The organism is Allobosea sp. P1_B10 (assembly GCF_056406735.1).
In genome coordinates this window covers 897,055-923,414 of sequence record NZ_JBFTZP010000001.1, presented here as the reverse complement: position 1 = coordinate 923,414, position 26,360 = coordinate 897,055, and the positions used below count along the sequence as shown (strand labels likewise).

Here is a 26,360-nt window from a genome sequence, read left to right as displayed (position 1 = left end):
TTCTAGCGGCATTGCTCCGGTAACGACAGCCGTCTGCGCGCCTGTCCGACTTGCGTGCGATGCGTTCTGAGAACGAGGCCCTGCCAGGAACAGGCTGGCGGAGAGGCGATGCTGCGGCCATCATCGTCGCAATCCGAAGGCTGGGAAGACCATGACGAACCCGACACAACGCAGCGGCGTCAGCGCCACCGATATCGCGGCGCTCGACGCGCTCGACCTCTCGCGAACGATCCATGATCGCAAGCTGTCCTGCGTCGAGGTGATGGCGGCGTTCCTCGACCAGATGGATCGCTACAATCCGATCGTCAATGCCATCGTGGCGCTGCGGGAGCGTGCCGACCTGCTGAAGGAAGCCGCCACGCTGGACACGGAACTGGCGGCCGGCCGGTCTCGTGGCTGGATGCATGGCTTCCCCCAGGCCATCAAGGATCTCACCGCCACCAAGGGCTTTGCCACGACGCAGGGCTCACCGCTGTTCAAGGATGCGATCTCCGAGACGGACGCGATCTTCGTCGAGCGGATGAAGGCGGCCGGGTCGATCATCATCGGCAAGACCAACACGCCGGAGTTCGGCCTGGGCTCGCATACCTTCAACCCGGTCTATGGCGCGACGCGCAACGCCTATGACCAGAGCCGCACGGCCGGCGGCTCCAGCGGCGGCGCGGCGGTCGCGCTCGCGCTGCGCATGCTCCCGGTGGCCGATGGCAGCGACCATGGCGGTTCGCTGCGCAATCCTGCTGCCTTCAACAATGTGCTGGGCCTGCGCCCGAGCTATGGCCGCGTTCCCGCCAACAGCGACGAGGTTTTCATCCCGCAGATGGGCGTTGCCGGGCCGATGGCCCGCAAGACGCGCGATCTCGCGGCGCTGCTTGCTGTCCAGTCGGGCTACGATCCGCGCGTGCCGCTGTCGATCCATCAGGATCCGGCCGGGTTTCTCTCGCCGCTCGAACGCGATGTCGCCGGCCTGCGCATCGGCTGGCTCGGCGACCTCGAGGGCCATCTGCCGATGCAGGACGGCGTTCTGGCCCTCTGCCGCGAGGCGCTGAAGGCGTTCGAGGGACTCGGCGCGGTCGTCGAGGATGCGAAGCTCGGCTTCGACCCCGAGTCGATCTGGCAGAGCTGGATCAAGCTTCGGGCCTTCCAGGCCGGCGGCAATCTCGCTGCGCTCTATGCCGATCCCGCCAAGCGCCCCCTGCTGAAGCCGGAGGCACAGTTCGAGGTCGAGCAGGGCCAGAATCTCTCGGCCTATGATGTGATGAAGGCCTCGAACCTGCGCTCGCGCTGGTACCAGCATGTCCGGGGCCTGTTCGACCGCTACGACATCCTGGTGCTGCCCAGCGCGCAGGTCTTCCCCTTCGATGTCGAGATGCGCTGGCCGCAGGAGATCTCCGGCCGCGCCATGGACACCTATCACCGCTGGATGCAGGTGGTCATTCCGGTGACCATGTCAGGCTGCCCGGCGATCAGCGTGCCGGCTGGCTTCAATGCGGCGGGATTGCCGATGGGGATGCAGCTCTGGGGCCCCAACCACTCCGAGCGCCTGCTGCTGGAAGTCGCACAGGCTTACGAGGATGCGACCGGCTGGGTGGACAGGCGCCCGCCCGGCTTGCTCGCGGGCTGAGTGGCCTGCATCCTGCTTACCTGGCTGAGCCTCTGGAGACCTGACCTATGAGTTCCAACCTGCGGATCGATGGCGCGAGGCTCGTCTCCCGCCTGGCCGACCTCTCCAGGATCGGCGCGACGCCCGAAGGCGGCTGCCGGCGCCTTGCGCTGACCGACGAGGACAAGCAGGGCCGCGACTGGCTGGTCGGGCAGATGCAGGCGCTAGGGCTCGACGTCAGGGTGGATGCGATCGGCAATATCGTCGGCATCCTCAAGGGGCAGGAGGACGGGCCGGCTGTCGTGCTCGGCTCGCATATCGATACCGTCGGCACCGGCGGGCGCTTCGATGGCGCGCTTGGCGTCGTCGCCGGCGTCGAGGTGCTGGCCGCGCTGCGCGACGCCGGCCTCAAGCCCAAGCGCGACATGGCCGTGATCGCCTTCACCAATGAGGAAGGCGCCCGCTTCCACCCCGACATGCTGGGCTCCTATGTCTGGGCGGGCGGGATGAGCGTCGCTGCCGCCCATGCAGAGGTGGATTCCGACGGCGTCGGCCTCGGCGCGGAGCTGAAGCGCATCGGTTATGAGGGCGCCGAGCAGCCGGGCTTCCTCAAGGCGCATGCCTATCTCGAACTCCATATCGAGCAGGGACCGGTGCTGGAAGGCGAGGGCGGGGGGCTTGGCGCCGTCACCGGCATCCAGGCGATCACCTGGCTCGAACTGACCCTGAAGGGCCGGCCCAGTCATGCCGGCACGACCCCGATGGCCTATCGTCGGGACCCCGGTCTCGCCGCCGCGCGGATCAACATTTTTGCCAATGAGCTGACCAAGACCATTCCCGCGCAGCTCGCCAATTGCGGCGTGATCCGGGTCCAGCCGGCCAACGTCAATGTCGTGCCCGAGACGGTGGTGATGACGCTCGACCTGCGCAATCCGCAGGATGCGCCGCTGGCGCAGGCCGAGGCTGCCCTGCGGACATTCTGCGCCGAGCTTGCCGAGCGGGACTCGATCTCGATCGCTTTCCGCGACCTCGCCCGCTTCCCGGCGACGCCCTTCACCGAGGAGCTGATCGCCGCCGTCGAGCAGAGCGCTGGGGATCTCGGCCTGCCGATCCGACGCATGATCTCCGGCGCCGGGCATGACGCACAGATGATGGCGCGGCTGTGCCCGACAGCGATGGTCTTCATCCCCTCGATCGGTGGTCTCTCGCACAACCCGGCGGAGTTCTCGACCGACGAGGACATGGTGGCGGGCGCCAACGTCCTGCTCGGCGCCGCCTGGCGCGCGGCAAACGCCTGAGCCATGCCACCCCGGCTGACCATTTGACTTCGCTTCGGAGACTCTCATGACGACGATCGCCTCGCTCTCCGCTGCCGAACTCGGCCCGCTTTTCGCGAGCGGCGAGCTCTCCCCGGTAGAGGTCGCCAGGGACGCGCTTGCGCGCATCGAACGCTTCGAGCCCGAGATCAACGCCTTCATTGTCCGCGACCCTAACGTCACGCTGGCCATGGCCGAGGCCGCGCAGGCGCGCTGGCTCAAGGGGGAGCCGTTGGGACCGCTCGACGGCGTGCCGGTCACCATCAAGGACAACATCGCGGTCGCGGGCTGGCCGATGCGGCGCGGCTCCGCGCTGGCATCCGATGCGCCATCAACGGAGGACGGCCCTGCCGCTGCCCGGCTGCGCGAGGCAGGGACCGTGTTTCTCGGCAAGACCACCATGCCGGAATATGGCTGGAAGGGCGTCGGCGATTCACCTCTCTCGGGTATCACCCGCAACCCCTGGGACACGGCCACCGGCCCCGGTGGTTCCTCGGCTGGCGCCGCCGCCTGTGCGGCGCTCAATCTCGGCTGCATCCACATCGGCACCGATGGCGCGGGCTCGGTGCGCATTCCGGCTGCCTTTACAGGCGTGGTCGGCCTGAAGCCGACCTATGGCCGCGTGCCGGCCTATCCGATCTCGACGATGGGTTTCCTTGCCCATCTGGGACCGCTGACCCGCACGGTCGCCGACACCGCGCTGGCGATGAACGTCATCGGCCAGCCCGACAACCGCGACATGACGGCGATGACCGACCAGCCGCCGGACTATCTCGAGGCGCTGACAGGCGGCGTGAAGGGCCTGCGGCTCGCCTGGTCGCCGCGCATGGGCGTCGACATAGCGGTCGATCCTGAGATCGCGGCACTGACCCGCGCGGCGGCGATGGCCTTTCGCGAGCTGGGGGCGACCGTCGAGGAGGTCGATCCGGGCTTCGCCGATCCGATCGAGACCCTGATGACGATCTGGTCTGCCGGGGCGGCTCTGGCGCTGTCCAGCACCGACGCCCAGGGACGCTCGCAGATGGACCCCGGCCTCGTCGCGGTCGCGGAAGCCGGCGAGCGCGTGGCGGGGTCGGCCTATGTCGAGGCGCTGCTCAACCAGCGCAATACGCTGGCCCTGCATATGGCCCGGTTTCACGAGCGCTTCGACCTGCTGCTGACGCCGACCCTGCCGCTGCCGGCTTTCGCCGTGGGTGCGAACACGCCCGCCCATGGCGCGTATGGCGATGACTGGACGCGCTGGACGCCGTTCACCTACCCCTTCAACATCACCCAGGCGCCGGCGATCTCGCTGCCTTGCGGCCTGACCAAAGCCGGCTTGCCGGCGGGCCTCCAGCTTGTCGGCGCATTCGGCCGAGACGATCTCGTTTTGCGCGCCGCTGCAGCGTTCGAGGCGGCACGTCCGTTCGCGCGCGTCGATGCCCCCGTGAAGTCGATCTAGGGATCATCTGTTCGCATCTTTCTGCGTTGTTGCCCGCGAACGACGCAGAGAGTGCGGAAATCCTCCGTCTCCTCGCCTGCTTCTACGCCTTGGCACGAAGCGTGCACCCTCCCTTACGGCAAGTGCCGGCCGATCATGCGAGTTGTCAGGGCTGAAATTTCTGCCCAAACTCGCGCCAAGGTCGCCCGCTCAGAGGTTGCCGCTACAGGGGAGAGAATGATGGATCGCAGGACATTTCTGAAATCCGCCGCCGGAACCGGCATCGTTGCGGCCTCGAGCGGGCTCGCAATGCCGGCGCTGTCTCAAGGCGCGGCGGCAAAGACCCTGCGCTTCGTGCCGCAGGCCAATCTCGCCAATTTCGATCCCATCTGGGGCACGCAATATGTCGTCCGCAACGCGGCGGCACTGGTCTGGGACACGCTTTACGGCATCGATTCGAAGTTCCAGCCGCAGCGCCAGATGGTCGAGGGCGAGGAGGTTTCGTCCGACGGGCTGGTCTGGACCTTCAAGCTACGCTCCGGCCTGAAATTCCATGACGGCACGCCCGTGCTCGCCAAGGACGTGGTGCAGAGCCTGAAGCGCTGGCAGGCCCGCGACCCGATGGGCCTGATGATTAAGGCGATCGAGAACGAGTTGGTGGCGGTTGATGATCGCACTTGGAAGTGGTCGCTGAAGCAGCCCTATCCCAAGATGCTGCTGGCGCTCGCCAAGAACAACGCGCCGTGCTCGTTCATCATGCCCGAGCGCATCGCCAAGACCGATCCGTTCACGCAGATCACCGAATATGTCGGCTCCGGCCCGATGAAGTTCGCCCGCTCTGAGTGGGTGCCCGGCGCCAAGGCGGTGTTCGAGAAGTTCGCGGATTATGTGCCGCGTTCCGAGAAGGCTGACTGGCTCGCTGGCGGCAAGAGGATGCTGATCGACCGGATCGAGTGGGTCATCATTCCCGATGCTGCGACGGCGTCCGCCGCGCTCCAGAACGGCGAGGTCGACTGGTGGGAGACGCCGCTTTCGGACCTTGTGCCGACGCTGCGCGCCAACAAGAACCTCAACGTCGACATCGGCGATCCCCTCGGCAATATCGGCGCCTTCCGCATGAACCACATGCACCCGCCCTTCGACAACGTGAAGGTGCGCCGCGCGGTGCTGACCGCGCTGAACCAGGAAGACTACATGAGGGCCATCGTCGGCGACGACGACAAGCTCTGGAAGCCGCTTCCGAGCTTCTTCACGCCCGGCACCCCGCTCTATACCGAGGAGGGCGGCGAGGTCCTGAAGCAGCGCAATGTCGAGGCGGCCAAGAAGCTGCTGGCGGAGTCCGGCTACAAGGGCGAGCCGGTCGTCTGCGTCGTGGCGCAGGACATGTCCGCGACCAAGGCGATGGGCGACGTCACCGCCGAACTGCTCAAGAGCATCGGCATGAAGGTCGATTTTGTCGCCACCGACTGGGGTTCGGTCGGTTCGCGCCGCGCCTCTAAGTCTCCTCCCGGGCAGGGCGGCTGGAGCATGTTCCACACCTGGCATGCCGGCGCCGACTGCATCAATCCGTCCTCCTACACGGCCGTGCGCGCCAATGGCGACAAGGCCTGGTTCGGCTGGCCGAATGTCCCGGCGGTCGAGGAGCAGGTCACCAACTGGTTCAACGCCAAGGATATCGGCGAGGAGAAGGTCGCCATGGCCAAGCTCAACAAGGCGGCCATGGAAGAGGTCGTCTACGCACCGACTGGCTTCTATCTGGGCTACCAGGCCTGGCGGAAGAATGTGACCGGTGTCGTCAGCGGGCCGCTGCCGTTCTTCTGGGACGTGGCCAAGAGCTGAGTACTGCTACGCCGGGTGTTCGCACCCGCCGTCATTGCGAGCGCAAGCGAAGCAATCCAGCATCGTAGGGTTCTACGTCGCCCTGGATTGCTTCGTCGCTTTCGCTCCTCGCAATGGCGAAGAGACGCTCGTCCGACTTGTCGTCACCTGTAAGGATTGTCGCGCCAGGATGCTCGCTTTCATCGTCAGACGGATATTCACCACCATCCCGGTGATGATCTTCGTCGCACTCTTCGTCTTCTCTCTGCTCTACATCGCTCCCGGTGACCCCGCCGCGGTGATCGCGGGAGATCAGGCCTCTCCGGCCGATGTCGAGAAGATCCGCCAGAGCCTCGGCCTCGACCGCCCCTATCTCGTGCGTTTCGGCGAGTGGTTCTTCCGCGTGCTCCAGGGCGATCTCGGCACCTCGATCTTCACCTCGCTGCCGGTGACGCAGTTGATCGGCCAACGCATCGAGCCGACCGTCTCGCTGATGGTCCTGACGCTGATCCTCGCGGTCGTCGTCGCGGTCCCGATGGGCGTGGTCGCCGCCTGGAAGGCCGGAACCTGGGTCGACCGCTGCGTCGTCGGCTTTGCCGTCTTCGGCTTCTCCGTGCCGGTCTTCGTGATCGGGTATCTCCTGGCCTATGCGTTCGCGCTGAAGCTCGATTGGCTGCCGGTGCAGGGCTACACGCCGCTGTCGGAGGGCTTGTGGCCGTGGCTGCGCAACCTGATCCTGCCGGCGATCACGCTCGGCTCTGTCTATATCGCGCTGATCGCCCGCATCACCCGGGCGACAATGCTGGAGGTGCTGCAGCAGGACTACGTCCGCACCGCCAGCGCCAAGGGCGTCGAACAGCGCAATGTCCTCTTCGTCCACGCCCTGAAAAACGCGGCGGTGCCGATCGTCACGGTGATCGGCATCGGTGTCGCGCTGCTGATCGGCGGCGCCGTCGTCACCGAGAGCGTCTTCGCGATTCCCGGCCTGGGACGGCTCACGCTCGATGCGATCCTGCGGCGCGATTATCCGGTGATCCAGGGCGTCGTGCTGATCTTCTCCTTTGTCTATGTGCTCGTGAACTTGGCGGTGGATCTAATCTACACGCTGGTCGATCCGAGGATCCGGTATTGACAGTCCAGTCCAACCCCTTCGCCGGCCCGCTTGCCTCCGAGCCCGTGCTCCCGCTGCGCAAGCGCTCCTATCTGCGCCGGCACCCCGCTGTCGCCGTCGGCGGCTTCCTGATGATCCTGATGATCCTGGTCGCCGTGTTCGCGCCCTGGCTCGGCACCGTGGACCCGACCGCGATCGCGCCGGCCCGGCGCACCCGCATGCCCTCGGAGCTCTACTGGTTCGGCACCGACATGCTCGGCCGCGACATCTATTCGCGTGTCATCTATGGCACGCGGGTCTCGCTCACGGTCGGCTTCAGCGTGGCGATCCTGGCCTCGGTGATCGGGCTGGCGATCGGCCTATTTGCCGGCTTTGTGCGCTGGGCCGACGGCATCGTCATGCGCATCATCGACGGCATGATGTCGATCCCGCCGATCCTGCTCGCCATCGCCCTGATGGCGCTGACGCGCGGCTCTGTCGGCAATGTCATCGTCGCGATCACGCTGGCCGAGATCCCGCGCGTCGCGCGCCTCGTGCGTAGCGTCGTGCTCAGCCTGCGCGAGCAGCCCTATGTCGAGGCGGCAGTGTCGCAAGGCGCGCGTATCCCGCGCATCATCTTCCGGCACATCCTGCCCAACACGGTGGCCCCGATGATGGTGCAGGCGACCTATATCTGCGCCAGCGCCATGATCGTCGAGGCGATCCTGTCCTTTATCGGCGCGGGCGTGCCGCCCGCGACGCCGTCCTGGGGCAACATCATGGCCGAGGGCAGGGCGCTCTGGCAGATCAGGCCGCACATCATCTTCTTCCCGGCGCTGTTCCTGTCGGTGACGGTGCTGGCGGTGAACCTGCTGGGCGACGGCCTGCGCGATTCCCTCGACCCGCGTCTCGCCAAGAGTCTGTGAGGTCCCGTCTGCGAGGTTCTGCCGGGCCCGCCCCGGCAGGCTTTTTCAGCAACCCTCACCCTTCTCCAACGACGCTTGACGGGTAGCCTCCGTCAAGCCGAGCATCGCCACCATGACTGAGCATTCGACCATGCCGACCTCTGCCGCGCGCGACTTCATCGCCAATCCCCATCTCGACCGCGCAAGGCCCTATGACGGGCCGCTGAAGGCGATCCTTTCGCGGGACGCGGCGCAGGTTGCTCACAAGGCGATCTCTGGCTGGGACGGCTATGCGCCGACCCCGCTGCGGGATCTGGCCGCGCTGGCCGGCCAGCTCGATCTCGGCCAGATCCTCTACAAGGACGAAGGACTCCGCTTCGGGCTGAAAAGCTTCAAGGCGCTCGGCGGCGCCTATGCTGTTGATCGCCTCGTTGCCACCAGAGGCGCTACCGGGCTGACGGTCGCATGCGCGACCGACGGCAACCATGGCCGCTCCGTCGCCTGGGGTGCGCGCCGCGCCGGCGTCAAGGCCGTGATCTACGTGCATGAAACCGTCAGCGAGGGGCGCGCCGAGGCGATCCGCTCCTATGGCGCGACCGTGGTCCGCGAGGGCCGGACCTATGATGACAGCGTGCGCGCCTGCACGCAGGCCGCCAACGAGAATGGCTGGCAGATCGTCTCCGACACCTCCTGGCCGGGCTACGAGGATGTGCCAAAGGACGTGATGCAGGGCTATGCCGTGCTCGCCATGGAAGCCGAGGCTCAAGGTGCGCATCCGACCCATGTCTTCGTGCAGGGTGGCGTCGGCGGCCTGGCCGCTGGGGTGCTGTCGTACCCCTGGGAGGCCATGGGTGCCGCGCGGCCGATCTTCGTCGTGGTCGAGCCCGAGAACGCCGCCTGCCTGTTTGAATCCGCAAAGGCGGGGACGGTGACCGCCGTCGGCGGCGATCTCGACACCATCATGGCGGGCCTTGCCTGCGGCGAGCCCTCGATCCTGGCCTGGCGCATCCTGCAGCCGGGTGCCGATGCCTTCATGACCATCCCCGACACGGCTGCTGCCGACGCGATGCGCCTGCTCGCGACGCTTGGTGTGGTCGGTGGCGAATCGGGCGTGGCCGGCCTCGCCGGGTTGATCAAGGCGGCCGGCGATCCCTCCCTTCGCAAGGCGCTGAACCTCGACGCGGCTTCGCGCGTGCTCTGCTACGGAACCGAAGGCGCGACCGATGCCGAGGTCTATGCCGGCATCGTCGGCCGCACCCATGAGGACGTCGCACAATGAGCCGTATCATGACAGTCGGCGCGGCCCAGATGGGGCCGATCCAGCGCGACGAAAGCCGCAGTTCTGCGGTCGCACGCATGATCGCGCTGATGCGCCAGGCCAAGGGCCATGGCTGCGATCTCGTGGTCTTCCCCGAAGCGGCGCTGACCGCCTTCTTCCCGCATTGGTGGATGGACGACGAGGACGAGATCGACAGCTATTTCGAAAGCGCGATGCCTTCCAATGAGACGGCTCCGCTTTTCGCCGAGGCCAAGCGCCTCGAGATCGGCTTTCATCTCGGCTATCCCGAACTCGCCTCCGAGGATGGCCGCAAACGCCGCTTCAACACCGCGATCCTGGTGGACAAGGCCGGCAACATCGTCGGCAAGTACCGCAAGGTCCATCTGCCGGGCCATCCCGACCACAAGCCCGACAATCTCTTCCAGAACCTGGAGAAGCGCTATTTCGAGACCGGCAATCTCGGCTGGCCGGTCTGGCGGACGATGGATGCCAATATCGGCATGATGATCTGCAACGACCGGCGCTGGCCCGAGAGCTACCGCGCCATGGGCCTGCAGGACGTCGAGATGATCGTGCTCGGCTACAACACCCCGAAGCACAACCCGCCGGCGCCCGATCATGACCGGCTCGGAAACTTCCATAACCAGCTCGTGATGCAGGCCGGCGCCTACCAGAACGCGACCTGGGTCGTGGGCGTCGCCAAGGCGGGCCTCGAGGCCGGCGTCGACCAGATCGGCGGCACCTGCATCATCGCGCCGACCGGCGAGGTCGTGGCGCAGGCGGTGACCGAGGGCGACGAGCTTGTCTTCGCGCGTTGCGACCTCGATCTCGGCAAGAGCTACAAGGCTTCGACCTTCAACTTCGCCAGGCATCGCGAGCCGCAGGCCTATGGCCTGATCGTCGAGCGCAAGGGAGCGGTCGCGCCGGTGTGAGCGTGGCCGACCAGAATCCGTCGTCCGGCCGATTCGGTTCACTCAGGCCGCGGCGACGGCTTACCATTTTGCAGACTTCCATATTGAGGCGGGGAAACGAAAATGACGCATGATCTCATTCTCAAGGGCGGCCGGGTCATCGACCCCTCGCAGAAGCAGGACGGTATCCTCGATGTCGCCTTCACGAACGGCAAGGTCTCCGGCTTCGGCAAGGACCTGAAAGGCGCCAAGGAGATCCGCGACGTCTCCGGCTACATCGTCACGCCGGGCCTGATCGACCTGCACACCCATGTCTATTGGGGCGGCACCTCCCTCGGCATCGACGCTGATGAATTCTGCCGCGTCTCGGGCGTCACCACATCGGTCGACACCGGCTCGGCAGGCCCCGGCAACTGGCCGGGCTTCCGCAAGCACGTCATCGAGCAGAGCCAGGCCCGCATCCTGGCCTATCTCCACGTCTCGCATGCCGGTATCTACGGCTTCGACCATCGCGTCATGGTCGGCGAGAGCGGCGACCTGCGCATGATGAACCCGATCGACGCGGTCAAGGTCGCCGATGCGAACCGTGACCTGATCGTCGGCATCAAGGTCCGCGTCGGGCTGCACGCCTCGGGCAATTCCGGCACCGTGCCGCTCAACATCGCGTTGCAGGTCGCCGAAGAGGTCGGCATGCCACTGATGTGCCATATCGACCATCCGCCTCCGTCCTATGAGGAGGTCATCAACATGCTGCGCCCGGGCGACGTGCTGACCCACGCCTTCCGCCCCTTCCCCAACGCGCCGTGCACGGCTCAGGGCACGATCAAGCCGGAGGTGCTCGCGGCGCGGAAGCGCGGCGTGATCTTCGACATCGGCCACGGCAAGGGCTCGTTCTCCTTCAAGACGACGCGCGCCATGCTCGCCAACGGCTTCGAGCCCGACGTGATCTCGTCCGACGTCCACAAGCTCTGCATCGATGGCCCGGCCTATGATCAGGTCACCACCATGTCGAAATTCCTGGTCATGGGCATGACCCTGAACAATGTCGTTGCAGCCTCGACCGTGAACGCGGCCATGGCGCTGAAGCGCCCCGAATACGGCTCGCTGAAGGTCGGTTCCCTTGGCGATGCCACGATCCTGACGGTGAAGGAAGGCAAGTTCGACTATGCCGACGTCACCGGCGAGCACCTGATCGGCGATCGCAAGATCGCCTCCGAAGGCGTCGTCCTGAAGGGCAAGTGGTGGCATCCCAAGCGCACCAACAAGTTCAAGAAGGTCAACGCGTAACGCGTATCTTGGGCGTCATTGCGCGCCAGCGAAGCGATCCAGGGGTGCCCAGCGCGTCATTCTGGATTGTTTCGCTACGCTCGCCATGACGAGATGACCTGATGACTGTCGCAGCAAAATCCGTCTGGCGCCCCATGACAGAGGCCGATCTGCCGGAGGTCATGGCCATCGCCGCCGTGGTGCATCCCGACTATCCCGAGGACCTCGCGGTGTTCGAGGAGCGCCTGCGGCTCTCTCCGGATGGCTGTCTGCTCCTGGAGATCGAGGGTGCGGCGGAGGGCTATCTCGTCAGCCATCGCTGGCATCACGGCCAACTACCTGCGCTGAACAGCCTGCTCGGCGCAATTCCGGACGGGGCCACGGACTGGTACATCCACGACATCGCACTCCTGCCGCAGGCACGCGGCAGCGGTGCAGCACGACAGGCCGTCGTCCATCTGGTCGCGCGCGCGACGCAAGCGGGCTGCAAGCGTGTCGCGCTGGTGGCGGTCAACGCCTCGGCCGGCTTCTGGGAGCATCACGGCTTTCGCGCAGTGCATGACGCTGCGCTTGCCCGAAAGCTCGCAAGCTATGACGATGCGGCGCGCTACATGGTGCGCCACCTTCATTCCTGACGCGAAGCAGCGTCGCAATCACCGATCCTGGGAGAGAATACCAATGAGCGCCGAACAGAAGCTGACCGACCTCGGGCTGACGCTGCCCACGCTCGGCTCGCCGGTGGCGAACTATGTCCGCTTCAAGCGGGTCGGCGATGTCGTCTATCTTTCCGGCCAGGGCCCGAAGAACCCCGATGGCTCGACACCTGCCGGCAAGGTCGGCAAGGAGTTCACGACCCAGCAGGGCTATGAGTTCGCCAAGATCACGGCTCTGGGCCTGCTCGCCGCGATGAAGGAAGCAGCCGGCTCGCTCGACAAGGTCGAGGTGATCAAGCTGCTCGGCATGGTCAACGGCGTGCCGGAATATGGCGAGCAGCCGCAGGTCATCAATGGCTGCTCCGACCTGCTCGTCGCGGTGCTCGGCGAGAACGGCCGTCATGCCCGCTCGGCCGTCGGCATGGGCTCGCTGCCCAACAACATGCCGGTCGAGATCGAAGCGATCATCCGGGTGCTGCCGTGAGCGCCCCCGTCGGCGAGAGCCTGAAGGAGCAGATCGCACGCGTCTACGGCACGCCCGCTGTTGTCATCGACCTCGACAAGGTCGAGGCCAACATCGCGCGCCTCCAGGCGGCCTGCGATGCGGCCGGCGTCGCCAACCGCCCGCATATCAAGACGCACAAATCGCCCGAACTCGCGCGGCTCCAGCGCGAGGCCGGCGCGCGCGGCATCACCTGCCAGAAGCTCGGCGAGGCCGAGGTCATGGCAGATGGCGGGATGGACGACATCCTGATCAGCTACAATATCCTTGGCGAGGAGAAGCTCGGCCGCCTCGGCGCGCTGCAACGCCGCGTCCGCATGATCGTTGCCGCCGACAATCCCGTCACGATCGCTGGGCTGCCAAGCGCAGCCGCGATCGCCGGGCGCGACCTCGAGGTCGTCATCGAATGCGACACAGGCCGCAAGCGCGCCGGTGTCGAGACGCCAGCCGAAGCTGTGGAACTCGCCAAGATGATCGCGGCCTCGCCGGGGCTCACCTTCGCGGGCTTCCTGATGTATCCGCCGGAGGATGGCTGGGAGCGCACGCAGATCTTCCTCGACACCGCCAATGCCGGCCTGCGCGATGCTGGCCTGGAGGCGGGCATCGTCTCGACCGGCGGCTCGCCCAACATCCCGAACATGGGCAAGCTTAAGGGCTCGACCGAGCATCGCTCGGGCACCTCGATCTTCAACGATCGCATGCAGATCGCAGCCGGCGTCGCGACGCTGGAGGACTGCGCCCTGTCGGTCTACGCGACGGTCGTGAGCCGGGCAGGGCCCGAGCGCGGCATCCTCGATTCCGGCTCCAAGACGCTGACCAGCGACAAGGGCGGCCTCGACGGCCACGGCTACATCCTGGAGTACCCCTCGGCCCGCATCGCCCAGTTCGCCGAGGAGCACGGCTTCCTGGACCTCTCGGGCTCCAACGAGCGGCCCAATGTCGGGGAGGTCGTGCGCATCATCCCCAACCATGTCTGCGTCGTCGTCAACATGGTCGATCGCCTGATCACCGTGCGTGGCGACAAGCTGATCGGGGAACTGCCTGTCGCGGCGCGCGGGCGCCTGACCTGAAGAGGCCCTGACTGGCGGCTAGGGAGAAGACGGCGGCGCTATATGCCGCTGCCTTCTTGCCCGCCTGGAGCCGAATTGTCGGGGTGCCGCGCGTTCCATGTCTCGGCATGAGCCGCGCAGAGCCGGTCGAGCTCGGCGCGGTCTGTCACGCCCGCGGGCCGTGCGCGCGAGGGCGAGGCCGCCTGGAACGGCACATAGCGCTGGTGCGCCACACGCCAGAGTCGGCGCAACTCGGCGAGCGGATCGGCGTGGTCGTCGACGCGGATATCGAAGCTCGGAACCGGCTCCCCGGCCCAGATCCGGATCGCGCAGGACTGGCGCCCGCGCTTGTCGCCGCCCGCCTTCTCGCCAGCTTCAAGCGCGACCAGCAGGCGCTCGTCGAAGTCGAGACCGGACGATGCGATATAGGCCTTCAGCGTCTCCTGGATCACCTCTGGCCCCGCCAGCATGTTGCCAGCGACCGAGACCTGCGGGCCATCGACAGCGCCGCACCAGTCGATGCAGGCCGAGCCCGTATAGGACGCGGTCTTGCCCTCGCGATCGATCAGGTGAAGCTGGCGATGCGCGCGGCCTTCGTCGGCAGCCGTCAGGGTCGCGATGATCTCGACGGCCGAGCGGCCTTCCTTGAGCAGGTTCATCCCGTCCACCCCGTAGAGCGGATTGACGAAGGCCTGCGTGGCGATGGCGCCGACGCGCCCGCCGCCATAGGGCACGCGCGAACCGACGGCGAAGGCGCAGGTCGAGACCGCGACGCCAAAGGCGCCGGTCGCGGCGTCACGCGCGACGATGGACCATGTCATGAATGCAAACCTTTTAGCGACCGGCGGCGTAGGCCTGCATCAGACGCGGGGTCGCGGCTGCGCGCAAGAGGCCGTCGGCGCTCTTCTCCGCGGCAGTGAGTCGCCCCACCGTCCAGGCCGGCGCACGCTCGACGAGGTGGCCGCGCCGCTCCAGTTCAAGCAAGGCGGCCTCGCCGATGCTCTCCTCGACGGTCAGATGGCCGGGCCGAGCTTCGCGCGGATAGAAGGAGGACGGGAAGGCCTGCGTGTGGAAGAGCGGCAGGTCGATCGCCTCCTGCAGGTTCAGGCCATGATGGACGCGGCGCAGGAACATGCCCAGCTGCCACTGCTCCTGCTGGTCGCCGCCCGGCGTGCCGAAGACGAGTCGCGGCTCGCCGTCCTCGAAGGCCAGCGAGGGCGTCAACGTGGTGCGCGGGCGCTTGCCGGGAGCGATCGCCGCTGGTGCGCCCTCGTCGAGCCAGAAGCTCTGGGCGCGCGTGTTGAGCGGGAAGCCGAGCTCTGGGATGACGGGCGAGGATTGCAGCCAGCCGCCCGAGGGCGTCGCCGCGATCATGTTGCCCCATTTGTCGATCACGTCGATATGGACGGTGTCTCCCTTGCGCGACGCCGCGACCATAGAGCCCATGGTCGGCTCGCCCACCGTTGCGCCGCCCTTGGCCCCGCCGCCCGCGATGCGGACGCCTGCCAGCATGCGCGCGACCTGGTCCTCGAACCCGGGGATCAGGCCGGGCCGCAATTCGTGCGAGGCCTCGGGACCGATCAGTGCGCGCCGCCCGCGGGCGTAGTCATCCGAAAGCAGCGTCGCCAGCGGCACCGTCACGAAATCCGGGTCGCCGTAATAGGCCTCGCGATCGGCGAAGGCGAGCTTCATCGCCTCGACGACATGATGCACGAATTCGGGGCTGGCCGGCCCCATCGCGGAGAGGTCGAACCCCTCGAGGATCTTGAGCGTCTGCAGGAAGACAGGTCCCTGGCCCCAGGGGCCTGTCTTGAACACCTGCCAGTTGTGGTAGGTCACGCTTGCCGGCGTCTCGTAGCTCGGCTGCCAGCCCGCCATGTCCTCGCGGGTCAGCAGGCCCTTGTGGCGCCCGCCCGTCGAATCCAGCACCTCCTTGCGGCAGAAGTCGTCGATCGCGTCGGCGACGAAGCCCTTGTACCAGCAATCGCAGGCCGTCTGGATCTGGGTCCTGCGGTCGCTGCCGGAGGCTTCAGCCTCGCGCAGGATGCGCTTGTAGGTCTCGGCAGCTGCCGGGTTTGCGAACAGCTTCTTGCCTTCCGGCACGGCGCCGCCCGGCAGGTAGACGTCGCCGGAGCTCGGCCAGTCGGCGGTGAAGAGGTCGGTCAATCCGGCGATGGTGTCGGAGACACGCGGCAGCATCGGATGCCCGTTCTCGAAATAGCCGATTGCGGGCTCGAGCACCTCGCGCAGCGAGAGCAGGCCATGGTCGCGCAACAGGGTCATCCAGCCACCAAAGGCGCCAGGCACGACCGCGGCGAGCAGTCCGTCGCCGGGGACGAGGTCGAGCCCCAGACTCTTGAAGACGTCGATCGTGGCGGCCTGCGGCGCGGTGCCCTGGGCGCACAGGACCTCGACCTTTTTCGTGTCGGCCGAATAGAACACGGCGGGCATCTCACCTGCGGGCCCGACCAGATGCGGTTCGACGACCTGCAACACGAAGGCCGCTGCCGCGCAGGCATCAAAGGCGTTGCCGCCCTTTTCCAGCATGGCCATGCCGGAGGCCGTGGCGAGCCAATGCGTCGAGGTGACGACACCGAAGGTGCCAAGGATTTCGGGGCGGGTGGTGAACATCGGCATATCCCTGGATGTCAGTTTTCTTTTGGATCGAGCGCATCGCGCAGGCCGTCGCCGAGCAGGTTGAAGCCGAGTACCGCGACGAAGATCGCCACGCCCGGCGCAACCGACATCCACGGTGCCTGCTCCATGAAATTCTTGGCGACGTTGAGCATTTGGCCCCAGGACGGGGAGGGTGGCTGCTGCCCCAGTCCGAGAAAGGACAGCGAGGCTTCGAGGATGATCGCCTGCGCCATGAACAGCGTCGACTGAACCACGATGGGCGACAGCGTGTTGGGCAGCACATGGACCAGCATGATGCGCAGGTTTCCCGCGCCGACCGCGCGCGCGCCCTCGACGAAATCCTCCGCCTTGACGCTCATCACCTGCCCGCGCACCAGCCGGATGAAGATCGGCACCGCCGATAGGCCGATCGCGATCATCGCATTGGTCAGCGACGGCCCGAGAATTGCGGCAAAAGCAATCGCCAGGATCAGGAAGGGGCAGGCCAGCATCGCATCGGTAACGCGCGAGATCGCGGCATCGGTCCAGCCGCCGAACCAGCCGGCGAGCAGCCCGAACGGGACCCCGACCGCGAGCGCGATCAGCACCGAGATGATGCCCGCCAGCAGCGAGGTCTGCGCTCCGAAGAACAGGCGCGAGACCTGGTCGCGGCCGAGTTCGTCGGTGCCGAACCAGTAGATCTCTGAAGGCGGCTTACGGATGGCCAGGAAGTTGGACTTGAGCGGGTCCGCCAGCGGCAGGATCGGCGCCAGCAGCGCCATCAGCACCAGCACGAGCACGATGGTACCGCCGATCAGCGCCGAGCGATTGCGCAGCAGCTTGCCGATGACCGTCAAGCGTTTTGGCAGGGGCGGTTCGCTTGCGGTGGCGCTTGGGGTGAGGGAGGTCGCCGTCATCAGCCCGTCCTCAGGCGCGGATTGGCCACGACATAGAGCACGTCCGCCAGCAGGTTCATCAGGATGAAGCCGATGGCTGTGCACAGCACCACGCCCTGCACCACGCCATAGTCACGGTTGAACACGGCATCGACGATCAGCTTGCCGAAGCCGGGAATGGTGAAGACCTGCTCGGTCAGCACGGCACCGGCCAGAAGTTCGCCGAAGAGCAGCGTCGACAGCGTGATGATCGGCATAAGCGCGTTGCGCAGCGCGTGGCGGTTCACCACCGTGTCCTCGTCCAGCCCCTTGGCGCGGGCGGTGCGGACATAGTCCGAGCGCAGCACCTCGAGCATGGCCGAGCGGGTGTGGCGCATGATGACGGCCGCCAGTCCCGAGCCCAGCACCAAAGCTGGCAGGATCAGGCGTTCGATGGCGGCCCTGGGGTCGACGAAGATCGATTCATAGCCCGAGGCCGGCAGCCATTTCAGATGCACGGCGACGACGAGGATCAGCATGATCCCGAGCCAGAAGTTCGGGATTGAGAGGCCCGTCAGCGCCACTGCGCTGACGGAATAGTCGGCCACGCTGCCCTTGCGCCGGGCGGCGATGATGCCCGACGGAATGCCGACGGCGAGCGCGACGAGGATCGCCGCCGTGGCGAGCTGGATCGTCACCGGCAGCTTTTGCAGGATCAGCCCGAGAACGGGTTCGCCGGTCCGCAGCGAACGCCCGAAATCGCCCTGCAACACCTGTCCGAGCCAGGCGAAGAACTGCACGAACACGGGATCGTCGAGGCGATAGAGCTCCCGCAATCGCGCGATCACCTCGGGGTCGCGTTCCTCGCCGGCCAGGACGAGGAACGGATCACCCGGCAGCGCGCGCTGCAGGGCGAACACGAACAGCGACACCAGGAACAGCGTCGGTATTGCGATCAGGATACGGCGGACGATCAGCGTGAACATGGCGTCAGGCCGCTCCCGTCATCGCGAGCGTAGCGAAGCGATCCAGCGACAGGTTCACGTGCTGGATTGCTTCATAGGCTAGGCCTCCTCGCAATGACGGCATCGCGTCTCGCAAACGGCGCGACAGCGTCACTGCCGCTTCAACCCCGCGAGCCGGATCATCCCGTCGGGATTGATCACAAAACCCTGGATGTTGGAGCGTAGCGCGAAGAAGACCGTCTGGTTGTAGAGATAGACGATCGGCAGTTCGTCCTGGAGGATCTTCTGCGCGGCGTCGTAGCGCTTCTTGCGCTCGGCCACGTCATAGACGGTGCGCGCCTCGTCCAGCAGCCTGTCGACCTCGGCGCTGGAGTATTTGCCGTCGTTCTGGTTGCCCTTGGTCGTGACGAACTGGTGGATGTTGCCGTCGGGGTCGATGCGGCCGGACCAGCCGATGCGGCTCATCTGGAACTTGCCCTGCTGCTGGTCGCGCAGCTGGCTGGCGAACTCCGTCGAGCGGATCTGCACGTCGATTCCAGCTTCCTGCGCCATGGCCTGGATGACCTGTCCCAGCTGGGCGTCGACCGGGTTATTGGTGACGAAGAGTTCGACCGAAACCTTCTCCGCGCCTGCCGCCTTGAGCAAGGCCTTTGCCTTGGCGACGTCGCGCGCCGGCACGGGGAATTCGGCGCTCAGATAGGGATTGCCGGGATTGAAGGGCTGGATCATCGGCTCATAGAGCCCCTCGAACACCACCTGGCTCAGCACCTTGCGGTCGATCGAGAGCGACAGGGCCTGCCGGACGCGCTTGTCCAGGCCCATCGGCTGCTTGGCGGCCTCGCCATTGGCGGTGTTGATGGTGATGCCCTGATAGCCGAGATTGGCCGTGCTCGCGACCATGAGGCTCTTGTCGGCTTGCGCCGATTTCACGTCGGTCGGCGCCAGGCGCTCCAGCATGTCGAGTTCGCCGGCGCGCAAATTGGCCAACCGCACGGTGGTGTCGGGAATGGAGCGATAGAGGATCCGGTCGAAATGGTAGTTCGCGGCCTCCCAATGCTCCTTGAACCGCTCCAGCACGATCCTGTCGTTCTGGACACGCTCGACGAACTTGTAGGGGCCCGAGCAGACCGGCTTGGCGGTGACGTCGCCGGCGAGGCTCTTGGGGGCCAGCATCATGCCGGCGCGGTCGGTCAGCTGGGCGAGCAGGGTCGCATCTGGGCGCTTCAGCTTCAGCACCAGCGTCGAGGCGTCGGGCGTTTCGATACTGTCGACCGAGGCCAGCTCCGACTTGCGCAGCGAATCCGGCAGGGTCCGGGCGCGTTCCAGATTGACCTTGGCGGCTTCCGCGTTGAACGCCTCGCCATCATGGAATTTCGCATCGGTGCGCAGCTTCATGGTCAGCGTCAGGCCGTCGGGGGAAAAGCTCCACTCCGTCGCCAGACGCGGAATCAGCTTCAGCTCCGGGGTGATGTCGAGCAGCTTGTCGCACAGCCCCTTGAAGACGATGCGGCCGACGAAGGTGCGGGCCTTGTGCGGGTCGAGCATGTCGGGGTCTTCCTGCAGGCCGATGCGCAGGGTCGAAGGCGTCTGTGCTGCTGCGGGCAGAGCCGCGAGCACGAGAAGGCTGGCCGAGGCCAGGGCGGTCAAAAGCTTCATCAGTCATCCCCTTTTTTTATGTGGTCGCGAGTGCCTGGTGCCGAAGTGCCATTGCGGCGTGCCGACCGGCGCAAAATCTCTCCCCCTGCGCCGGGCGCTTTGCGTGTCACCTGCAGAATTCGTTCCACCCGGTACCAAGCTGGATCAAAAATTCGCGCGCGTCGATCCCGCCCTGCCGTTGCGTCCTGCTTTTCGACAACCTCCCGCTCGGTGGTAACGCATGCAAGCCGAGAGCCATGCGTTACGTCAAGGCAGGGTTCGCGCAGCGCCGTGTGTCGCGCGCCCCGCAAACTCTGGTAACAAGCGTGATTGACCGGGCCCTGGAGGTCCGCGTGTCCCGCGACGAGGGGTTGCCAATGCTTCTGGGTGTGATTGCCGACGACATGACGGGGGCGACCGACGTCGCCTTGATGCTGAACCGTGCCGGCATGCGCACGGTGCAGGTTATCGGCGCGCCGTCGCCCGGCGCCAGCCTGCCCGATGCCGATGCGGTTGTCGTGGCGCTGAAATCACGCACCAATCCGGTGGCGCAGGCGGTCGCGGACTCGCTGGCGGCCTGCGAGGCGCTGCTGGCGGCGGGCGCGCGCCAGATCCTGTTCAAATACTGCTCCACCTTCGATTCGACGCCCACCGGCAATATCGGCCCGGTCGCAGATGCATTGGCCGAGCGTCTCGGCGCCGAGTTAGCTATCGTCTGCCCGGCTTTCCCGGCCAATGGCCGCTCGATCTACCAGGGTTATCTCTTCGTCGGGGCAGTGCCGCTGCATGAGAGCTCGATGAAGGACCATCCGCTGACGCCGATGCGCGACTCGAATCTGATGCGCCTGATGGGCGCGCAGACGCCGGCGCCCGTGGGTCTCGTGGACTACGCCACGGTCCTGGCAGGTCCCGAGGCGGTCAGGGCGCGCTTCGCCAAGCTTGGCGGGGAGGGCGCGCGCTATGTCGTCACCGACGCGTTGACCAATGACGATTTGATGGTGCTGGGCGCGGCCGTCGACGGCCATGTCCTTCTCACCGGCGGCTCCGGCATCGCGATGGGCCTGCCGCAGAATTTCATCAAGGCGGGCCTTCTGGAGAAGCGGCCTGCATCGACCAGCCTGAGTGCGCCGCCGGGCCGGGCCGGCATCATCTCTGGCAGTTGCTCGACGGCGACGCGCGGTCAGATCAAGGCGGCGGTGGCGGCAGGCTATCCCGCCCTGAAGGTCGACCCGATCGCGCTGGCGTCAGGCGCGCAAACCGCCGGCGCGCTTGCCGAATGGGCTCTGGCTCAGCCGCGGGACAAGCCCTTCCTGATCTATTCGAGCGATGATCCAGCAGAGGTCTCGGCCATACAGGACAAGCTCGGCCGCGAGCGGGCGGGAGAGATCGTCGAGCACGCCTTCGCGGAAACCGCGCAACGGCTCGCGCAGGGCGGCGTTTCGAAACTGCTCGTCGCGGGCGGCGAGACCTCCGGCGCCGTGGTCCAGGGGCTCGGCATCAAGACGTTGGAGATCGGCCCCGAGATCGATCCGGGTGTGCCCTGGACGCGTGCTGGCGATGGACCCGATCTGGTGATCGCCCTGAAATCCGGCAATTTCGGCGCGAACGACTTCTTCGTGAAGGCCTGGGCACTGCTGGATTGAGGAACTCGGCGCTGCCCCACGGGCGCGGTTCCCTCGTCACAAGACTTGTATAGGATTGCTCCAGCGAAAGAGGGCAGGCATGGACATGGCGTTTCTGGGCGATCTTTTGAGCAGCGTGGCCGACCGTGGCCGGGCGCTGATCGGGCTCGATCGCCTGGCAGGCGGGCGCAACCGGCCGATCGCGCAGCTCTGCGAGGACCTGCTCTCGGGCCGTGGCGAAGCCTCGGGCATGGCGCTGGCGCAGGCCGTGCTCGATGCCTTCGAACGCCTCGACAAGCCCGGCCGCCAGAACTTCTTCGCCGTGCTGCAGGAGCGCTTCGGGCCCGATCACGAGCGTCTTGGCAAGGCGATCGAGGCCTATCGGGCCGACCCCAACGGCGCCAATATCGCGGCGCTCCATCTCGCCTCGGAGCCGCGCCGGCAGGAATTGCTGCGCCGCCTCAATCTCGCGCCCGGCGGCACCCATGTGCTGGTCGAGATGCGCGAGGCGCTGTTCGAGGCGATCGAGGCCGATTCCGGCCTGAAATCCGTCGACAGCGACTTTCGCCATCTCTTCGGCTCCTGGTTCAATCGCGGCTTCCTGGTGCTGCGCCGCATCGACTGGCGCACGCCGGCAAATGTGCTGGAAAAGATCATCCGCTATGAGGCGGTGCACGAGATCCAGGGCTGGGACGATCTGCGCCGCCGCCTCGAGCCGGCCGACCGGCGCTGCTTCGCCTTCTTCCACCCTCAACTCATCGACGACCCCCTGATCTTCGTCGAGGTCGCCCTGACCGGCGCGATCCCGCACAGCATCGGCGAGGTCCTGAGCGGCGAGCGCGAGGTCTTGCCGGCGCAGGCTGCGACCACGGCGGTGTTCTATTCCATCTCGAACTGCCAGGAGGGTTTGCGCGGCATCTCCTTCGGCAACTTCCTGATCAAGCAGGTCGCGGAGGATCTGAAACGCGAACTTCCGGGGCTCGACACCTTCGTGACGCTCTCGCCGGTGCCGGGCTTTGCGCGCTGGCTGGAGGGCATCGTCGCCGAGCCCGGCGAGTTCCACCTCACCAATGAGGAGCGCACAGAGCTCTCACGCACGCCGGGCGAGACGATCTCGCTCGACGAGCCCACCAGGGCACGGCGTGACAAGCTGCTCGGCCAGATGACGGCGCAATATCTGTTTCGCGCCCGCACCAACTCCGGCCGGGTGATCGATCCCGTCGCGCGCTTCCATCTTGGCAACGGCGCGAGGCTCGAGCGCATCAATGTGGGCGGCAACCTCTCCGCCCGTGGCCTGCGGGAATCCCATGGCGTCATGGTCAATTATCGCTATGAACTCGGCGATATCGAAACCAATCACGAGGCCTTCGCCACCCGCAACACGGTGGTCGCCTCCAACAGCGTGCGCAAGATGCTGCGGGCCGTCGCGAATTGACCCGGACGCTGCTTGCCGCCTTTCAACTGAATATCTGACCGGAAACGCCTGAAAAGGACCCGAAATCATGGGCAACCACCTGTTCGACCTCGTCCGTGCGCGCATGCCTGCGCCCGACGCGCCTTTCGCACTGCTCGATGACGGCCGCCGCTTCGCCTACGCCGACATGGTCGCCGCATCGGGCCGCTTCGCCAATGTGCTCGTCGGGCTCGGCGTGAAGCCGGGCGACCGCGTCGCGGCGCAGGTCGAAAAGAGCTTCGAGTCGCTGATGCTCTATCTCGGCACGGTGCGCGCGGGCGCGATCTTCCTGCCGCTGAACAGCGCCTATACCCCCGCCGAGATCGAGTATTTCCTGGGCGACGCTCAGCCCGCCGTCTTCGTCTGCGACCCTGCCAAGGCCGAGGCGCTGAAGCCCTATGCCGACAAGGACGGCGTGAAACTGGAGACGCTGGGCGTCTCCGCCGGCACGCTGTTCAATGGGCAGGCCGCAGCAGTTTCCGAGTTCACCGATGTCGCGCGTGGCCCCGACGACCTTGCCGCGATCCTCTACACCTCGGGCACGACGGGGCGATCGAAGGGCGCCATGCTCTCCCACGACAACCTCGCATCGAACGCGCTGGCGTTGGTCGACTACTGGCGCTTCAACAAGGACGACGTGCTGCTGCACGCGCTGCCGATCTTCCACACGCACGGCCTCTTCGTCGCTACAAACACGATCCTGTTCTCCGGCGCCTCGATGATCCTGTTGCCGAAATTCGATCCTGAGCAGGTCTTCAAGTACCTGCCGCAGGCGACCTGCATGATGGGCGTGCCGACCTTCTATGTGCGCCTGTTGCAGGACAAGCGCCTGAGCAAGGAGACGACCGCCCATATGCGCCTTTTCGTCTCCGGCTCGGCGCCGCTGCTGGCCGAGACCCATCGCGAATGGCGCGACCGCACCGGCCACGCCATCCTCGAGCGCTACGGCATGACCGAGACGAACATGAGCACCTCGAACCCCTATGAGGGCGAGCGCGTCGCCGGCACCGTCGGCTATCCGCTGCCGGGCGTCGAGGCGCGCGTGGTCGATCCCGAGACCGGCAAGCTGCTCGCCGCCGACGAGATCGGCATGATCGAGGTCAAGGGGCCGAACGTCTTCAAGGGCTATTGGCGCAACCCGGAGAAGACCGCGGCCGAGTTCAAGGTCGACGGCTTCTTCATCACTGGCGACCTCGGCAAGATCGATCCGGCCGGCTACGTCCACATCGTCGGGCGCGGCAAGGACCTGATCATCACCGGCGGCTACAACGTCTATCCGAAGGAAGTTGAGACCGAGATCGACGAGATGCCGGGCGTGATCGAAAGCGCGGTCTTCGGCTGCCCGCACCCGGACTTCGGCGAGGGTGTGACGGCGGTGGTCGTGGTCAAGCCCGGCGCCGACATCACCGCGGCCTCGATCGCCAGGACGCTCGAGCAGCGCCTGGCCAAGTTCAAGCTGCCCAAGCAGGTATTCATCGTGCCCGAACTGCCGCGCAACACCATGGGCAAGGTCCAGAAGAACCTGCTCCGCGACGAGCACAAGGACATCTACGCCCGCCAAGGGGTGGCGGGGGAGTAGCGACTGCTACCCCGTCATTGCGAGCAAAGCGAAGCAATCCAGTCATCGCAGAGTTCTACGTCACCCTGGATTGCTTCGCTTTACTCGCAATGACGGCCGACCCTTCAGGCCGCAGCGCTGGCGGCGCGCAGCGCGATGCTCTCGCCATCGCGTGGGATGTGCAGCCGCCCGGGCCCGATCCCGCGTGCCTCGGCCGCCTGCCGCAAAGCCTCGCGGCTGACCGTGGCGTGGTCGAGCGCCTCCATATGCGTCGCGATCACGGTTGCCCGCGGCGCGGCTTCGCAGAGGTCGAGCGTCTGCTGCACATCCATCACGATCAGCGTGCCGTCCCACATGGCGCCGCAGGAATGGCTCACGATCACGTCCGGATCGGTCACGCCAATCGCGTGGCGCAGCGGCGGGTAGAGCACGCTGTCGCCGCACCAGTACAGGCAGGGTTCGCCCGGCGCCTCCAGGCTGAAGCCCATCACCGGCCCCATCGTCTCGACGACGGCGCCGGTCCCGTGCTGCGCGGGTTGCGCGCGCAAAATGATCGAGCCGAGCCGCATATAGCAGTCGAGAGGCGTCACATCGGTGAAACCGGCCTTGACGATGGCATCCTCATCTCCCGCTCGGCAGATCACCGGCAGGTGCTTCGGGATCGCCGCTTTCGCGACCTCGTCGAAATGGTCGGCATGCAGATGCGAGACGATGACGAGATCGACGCCGCTGAGGATATCCTCGATCGGCAGCGGCAGGGGGACCATCGGGTTCTGCGAGCGCCCCGTGAAGGAGCGGCGGCTATGGGGGTGGCCGAAATCGGGATCGACCAGGATGGTCCTGCCCGCATAGCTCAGCTTGAGCGTGGCGTTGCGGAGAAGTTGAAGCTGCATCGTCGATCTGGCTCCCGGCAAGGACGGCATTGTCCCGTCCCTGCCGGCCGGGCTCCAGTTCGAATTTGTGAAGCACTGCGCACGTCGGCGTGACGAGTTGCGCGCGTCGCCCGGCCCCTCAGCCCGCCTTGTGCAGGCTGGCGAGCGGGAACTTTGCGACATCCGCCAGGAGTTCGGAAAAACCCTTGGCCTGGAAGGCGGCGGTCGCCTTGCCCTTGTCGGCCGTGGCGAGGCTGGCGTCTCCGGCTGCGCCCGAGTGGTTCACATCCTGCGCCATCCAGGCCATCGCGTGGAGCCCGGTGGGGCGAAGCCACTTGTACTCGTCGGCCATCGCGACCGTCAGCGGATCGAAGCGACCGGCTTGGCTCATATCGACGAGGTCGGGCCGGAAATGCAGCATCAGGGAGGTTTCGATGTCGCCGGCATGAATGCCGTGATTGGCGTCGAGCTCGGCATAGGTGCCCTGCGGCAGGCCAAACGCGCGCCAGGCGGTGGTCACTGCGAGCATGCCGTGCCGCACGCGCAGCTCGCGTGCCACGACCTTCATCGGGTCGATGTTGCCGCCGTGGGAGGTGACGATGACGAGCTTGCGGATGCCCGCGCGGCGCACGCTCTCACCGATCTCGATCCAGGCGCTGGTTGCGGTCTCCCAGGTCAGGGTCAGGGTGCCGGGCGAATGCAGATGCTCGTTCGACTTGCAGATCGCCATGGTCGGCAGCACGAGAACGTCGAGATCGGCCGGCACGAGCGGCATCGCTTCGGCCAGCATCGCATTCATGATTGTGGTGTCGACCGAGACCGGGAGGTGCGGGCCGTGCTGCTCGATGGCTGCAAGCGGCAGCACTGCTACAGTCCGGTCGGCGGAAAGCCCGGCGAAATCGGTGGTCTTCAGGTCGCCCCAGAAGCGTGCGGTCATGATGGTCTCGTCCTCGAT

22 protein-coding genes are annotated in these 26,360 nt (G+C 66.3%); 15 read left to right on the top strand and 7 right to left on the bottom strand.

Annotated features, from left to right (window positions below; all coding sequences use genetic code 11):
* Window positions 1–151 precede the first annotated feature (151 nt).
* The 12 genes from AC1D2L_RS04570 to AC1D2L_RS04515 all read left to right on the top strand — a co-directional run bounded on the left by AC1D2L_RS04570 (window position 152) and on the right by AC1D2L_RS04515 (window position 13,830).
* Window positions 152–1,621 (top strand): amidase, encoded by a 1,470-nt coding sequence (locus tag AC1D2L_RS04570; RefSeq protein WP_476844616.1) that lies wholly within the window; start codon window positions 152–154, stop codon window positions 1,619–1,621.
* A gap of 47 nt (window positions 1,622–1,668) precedes the next feature.
* Window positions 1,669–2,898, top strand: a complete 1,230-nt coding sequence (locus AC1D2L_RS04565; RefSeq protein WP_476844615.1) for a M20 family metallo-hydrolase — start codon at window positions 1,669–1,671, stop codon at window positions 2,896–2,898.
* A 46-nt stretch (window positions 2,899–2,944) separates the two neighbouring features.
* The gene (locus AC1D2L_RS04560) at window positions 2,945–4,357 is read left to right on the top strand and encodes an amidase (RefSeq protein WP_476844614.1); all 1,413 of its coding nucleotides are present in this window, start codon (window positions 2,945–2,947) and stop codon (window positions 4,355–4,357) included.
* 219 nt (window positions 4,358–4,576) lie between these two features.
* Complete coding sequence (locus tag AC1D2L_RS04555) at window positions 4,577–6,175, top strand: ABC transporter substrate-binding protein (RefSeq protein WP_476844613.1); 1,599 nt, start codon at window positions 4,577–4,579, stop codon at window positions 6,173–6,175.
* Between the two features lie 169 nt (window positions 6,176–6,344).
* A complete protein-coding gene (locus AC1D2L_RS04550) occupies window positions 6,345–7,286 on the top strand; it encodes an ABC transporter permease (protein ID WP_476844612.1) in 942 nt (313 codons plus the stop codon).
* 44 nt (window positions 7,287–7,330) lie between these two features.
* Complete coding sequence (locus tag AC1D2L_RS04545) at window positions 7,331–8,170, top strand: ABC transporter permease (protein ID WP_476844674.1); 840 nt, start codon at window positions 7,331–7,333, stop codon at window positions 8,168–8,170.
* A 112-nt stretch (window positions 8,171–8,282) separates the two neighbouring features.
* Window positions 8,283–9,428, top strand: a complete 1,146-nt coding sequence (locus AC1D2L_RS04540) for a diaminopropionate ammonia-lyase (protein WP_476844611.1) — start codon at window positions 8,283–8,285, stop codon at window positions 9,426–9,428.
* Entirely contained in the window at window positions 9,425–10,360 is a 936-nt protein-coding gene (locus AC1D2L_RS04535; RefSeq protein ID WP_476844610.1) for an N-carbamoyl-D-amino-acid hydrolase, read from the top strand. The genes AC1D2L_RS04540 and AC1D2L_RS04535 overlap by 4 nt, the downstream gene beginning before the upstream one ends.
* Window positions 10,361–10,462: 102 nt before the next feature.
* A complete protein-coding gene (locus AC1D2L_RS04530) occupies window positions 10,463–11,626 on the top strand; it encodes an amidohydrolase/deacetylase family metallohydrolase (protein WP_476844609.1) in 1,164 nt (387 codons plus the stop codon).
* Between the two features lie 101 nt (window positions 11,627–11,727).
* Complete coding sequence (locus tag AC1D2L_RS04525) at window positions 11,728–12,240, top strand: GNAT family N-acetyltransferase (RefSeq protein ID WP_476844608.1); 513 nt, start codon at window positions 11,728–11,730, stop codon at window positions 12,238–12,240.
* 43 nt (window positions 12,241–12,283) lie between these two features.
* Entirely contained in the window at window positions 12,284–12,742 is a 459-nt protein-coding gene (locus tag AC1D2L_RS04520; protein ID WP_476844607.1) for a RidA family protein, read from the top strand.
* The gene (locus AC1D2L_RS04515; protein ID WP_476844606.1) at window positions 12,739–13,830 is read left to right on the top strand and encodes a D-TA family PLP-dependent enzyme; all 1,092 of its coding nucleotides are present in this window, start codon (window positions 12,739–12,741) and stop codon (window positions 13,828–13,830) included. The genes AC1D2L_RS04520 and AC1D2L_RS04515 overlap by 4 nt, the downstream gene beginning before the upstream one ends.
* A gap of 38 nt (window positions 13,831–13,868) precedes the next feature.
* Here the strand turns inward: AC1D2L_RS04515 and AC1D2L_RS04510 are convergent, their stop codons facing one another.
* From AC1D2L_RS04510 to AC1D2L_RS04490, 5 genes are all read right to left on the bottom strand, one after another.
* A complete protein-coding gene (locus tag AC1D2L_RS04510; RefSeq protein WP_476844605.1) occupies window positions 13,869–14,630 on the bottom strand; it encodes a DUF1028 domain-containing protein in 762 nt (253 codons plus the stop codon).
* 13 nt (window positions 14,631–14,643) lie between these two features.
* Entirely contained in the window at window positions 14,644–16,446 is a 1,803-nt protein-coding gene (locus AC1D2L_RS04505) for a gamma-glutamyltransferase family protein (RefSeq protein WP_476844604.1), read from the bottom strand.
* A gap of 11 nt (window positions 16,447–16,457) precedes the next feature.
* Window positions 16,458–17,342, bottom strand: coding sequence for an ABC transporter permease (locus AC1D2L_RS04500; protein WP_476844603.1), 885 nt, complete (start codon window positions 17,340–17,342; stop codon window positions 16,458–16,460).
* The gene (locus tag AC1D2L_RS04495) at window positions 17,342–18,286 is read right to left on the bottom strand and encodes an ABC transporter permease (protein ID WP_476844602.1); all 945 of its coding nucleotides are present in this window, start codon (window positions 18,284–18,286) and stop codon (window positions 17,342–17,344) included. Before AC1D2L_RS04495 ends, AC1D2L_RS04500 begins: the two co-directional genes overlap by 1 nt.
* 129 nt (window positions 18,287–18,415) lie before the next feature.
* Window positions 18,416–19,921: an ABC transporter substrate-binding protein gene (locus tag AC1D2L_RS04490; protein ID WP_476844601.1), complete on the bottom strand. Its 1,506-nt coding sequence runs from the start codon at window positions 19,919–19,921 to the stop codon at window positions 18,416–18,418.
* Window positions 19,922–20,253: 332 nt separating this feature from the next.
* Here AC1D2L_RS04490 and otnK point away from each other — a divergent pair, with 332 nt between their 5' ends.
* From otnK to AC1D2L_RS04475, 3 genes are all read left to right on the top strand, one after another.
* On the top strand, window positions 20,254–21,543 hold the full coding sequence (otnK, locus tag AC1D2L_RS04485; RefSeq protein WP_476844600.1) for a 3-oxo-tetronate kinase: 1,290 nt from the start codon (window positions 20,254–20,256) through the stop codon (window positions 21,541–21,543).
* Window positions 21,544–21,622: 79 nt separating this feature from the next.
* Window positions 21,623–22,957 (top strand): malonyl-CoA decarboxylase, encoded by a 1,335-nt coding sequence (locus AC1D2L_RS04480; RefSeq protein WP_476844599.1) that lies wholly within the window; start codon window positions 21,623–21,625, stop codon window positions 22,955–22,957.
* 103 nt (window positions 22,958–23,060) lie between these two features.
* Window positions 23,061–24,554: a malonate--CoA ligase gene (locus AC1D2L_RS04475; protein ID WP_476844673.1), complete on the top strand. Its 1,494-nt coding sequence runs from the start codon at window positions 23,061–23,063 to the stop codon at window positions 24,552–24,554.
* Between the two features lie 104 nt (window positions 24,555–24,658).
* Here AC1D2L_RS04475 and AC1D2L_RS04470 read toward each other — a convergent pair whose 3' ends face one another.
* The gene (locus AC1D2L_RS04470) at window positions 24,659–25,426 is read right to left on the bottom strand and encodes an MBL fold metallo-hydrolase (protein ID WP_476844598.1); all 768 of its coding nucleotides are present in this window, start codon (window positions 25,424–25,426) and stop codon (window positions 24,659–24,661) included.
* A gap of 118 nt (window positions 25,427–25,544) precedes the next feature.
* Complete coding sequence (locus AC1D2L_RS04465; protein WP_476844597.1) at window positions 25,545–26,342, bottom strand: creatininase family protein; 798 nt, start codon at window positions 26,340–26,342, stop codon at window positions 25,545–25,547.
* Window positions 26,343–26,360: the final 18 nt, after the last annotated feature.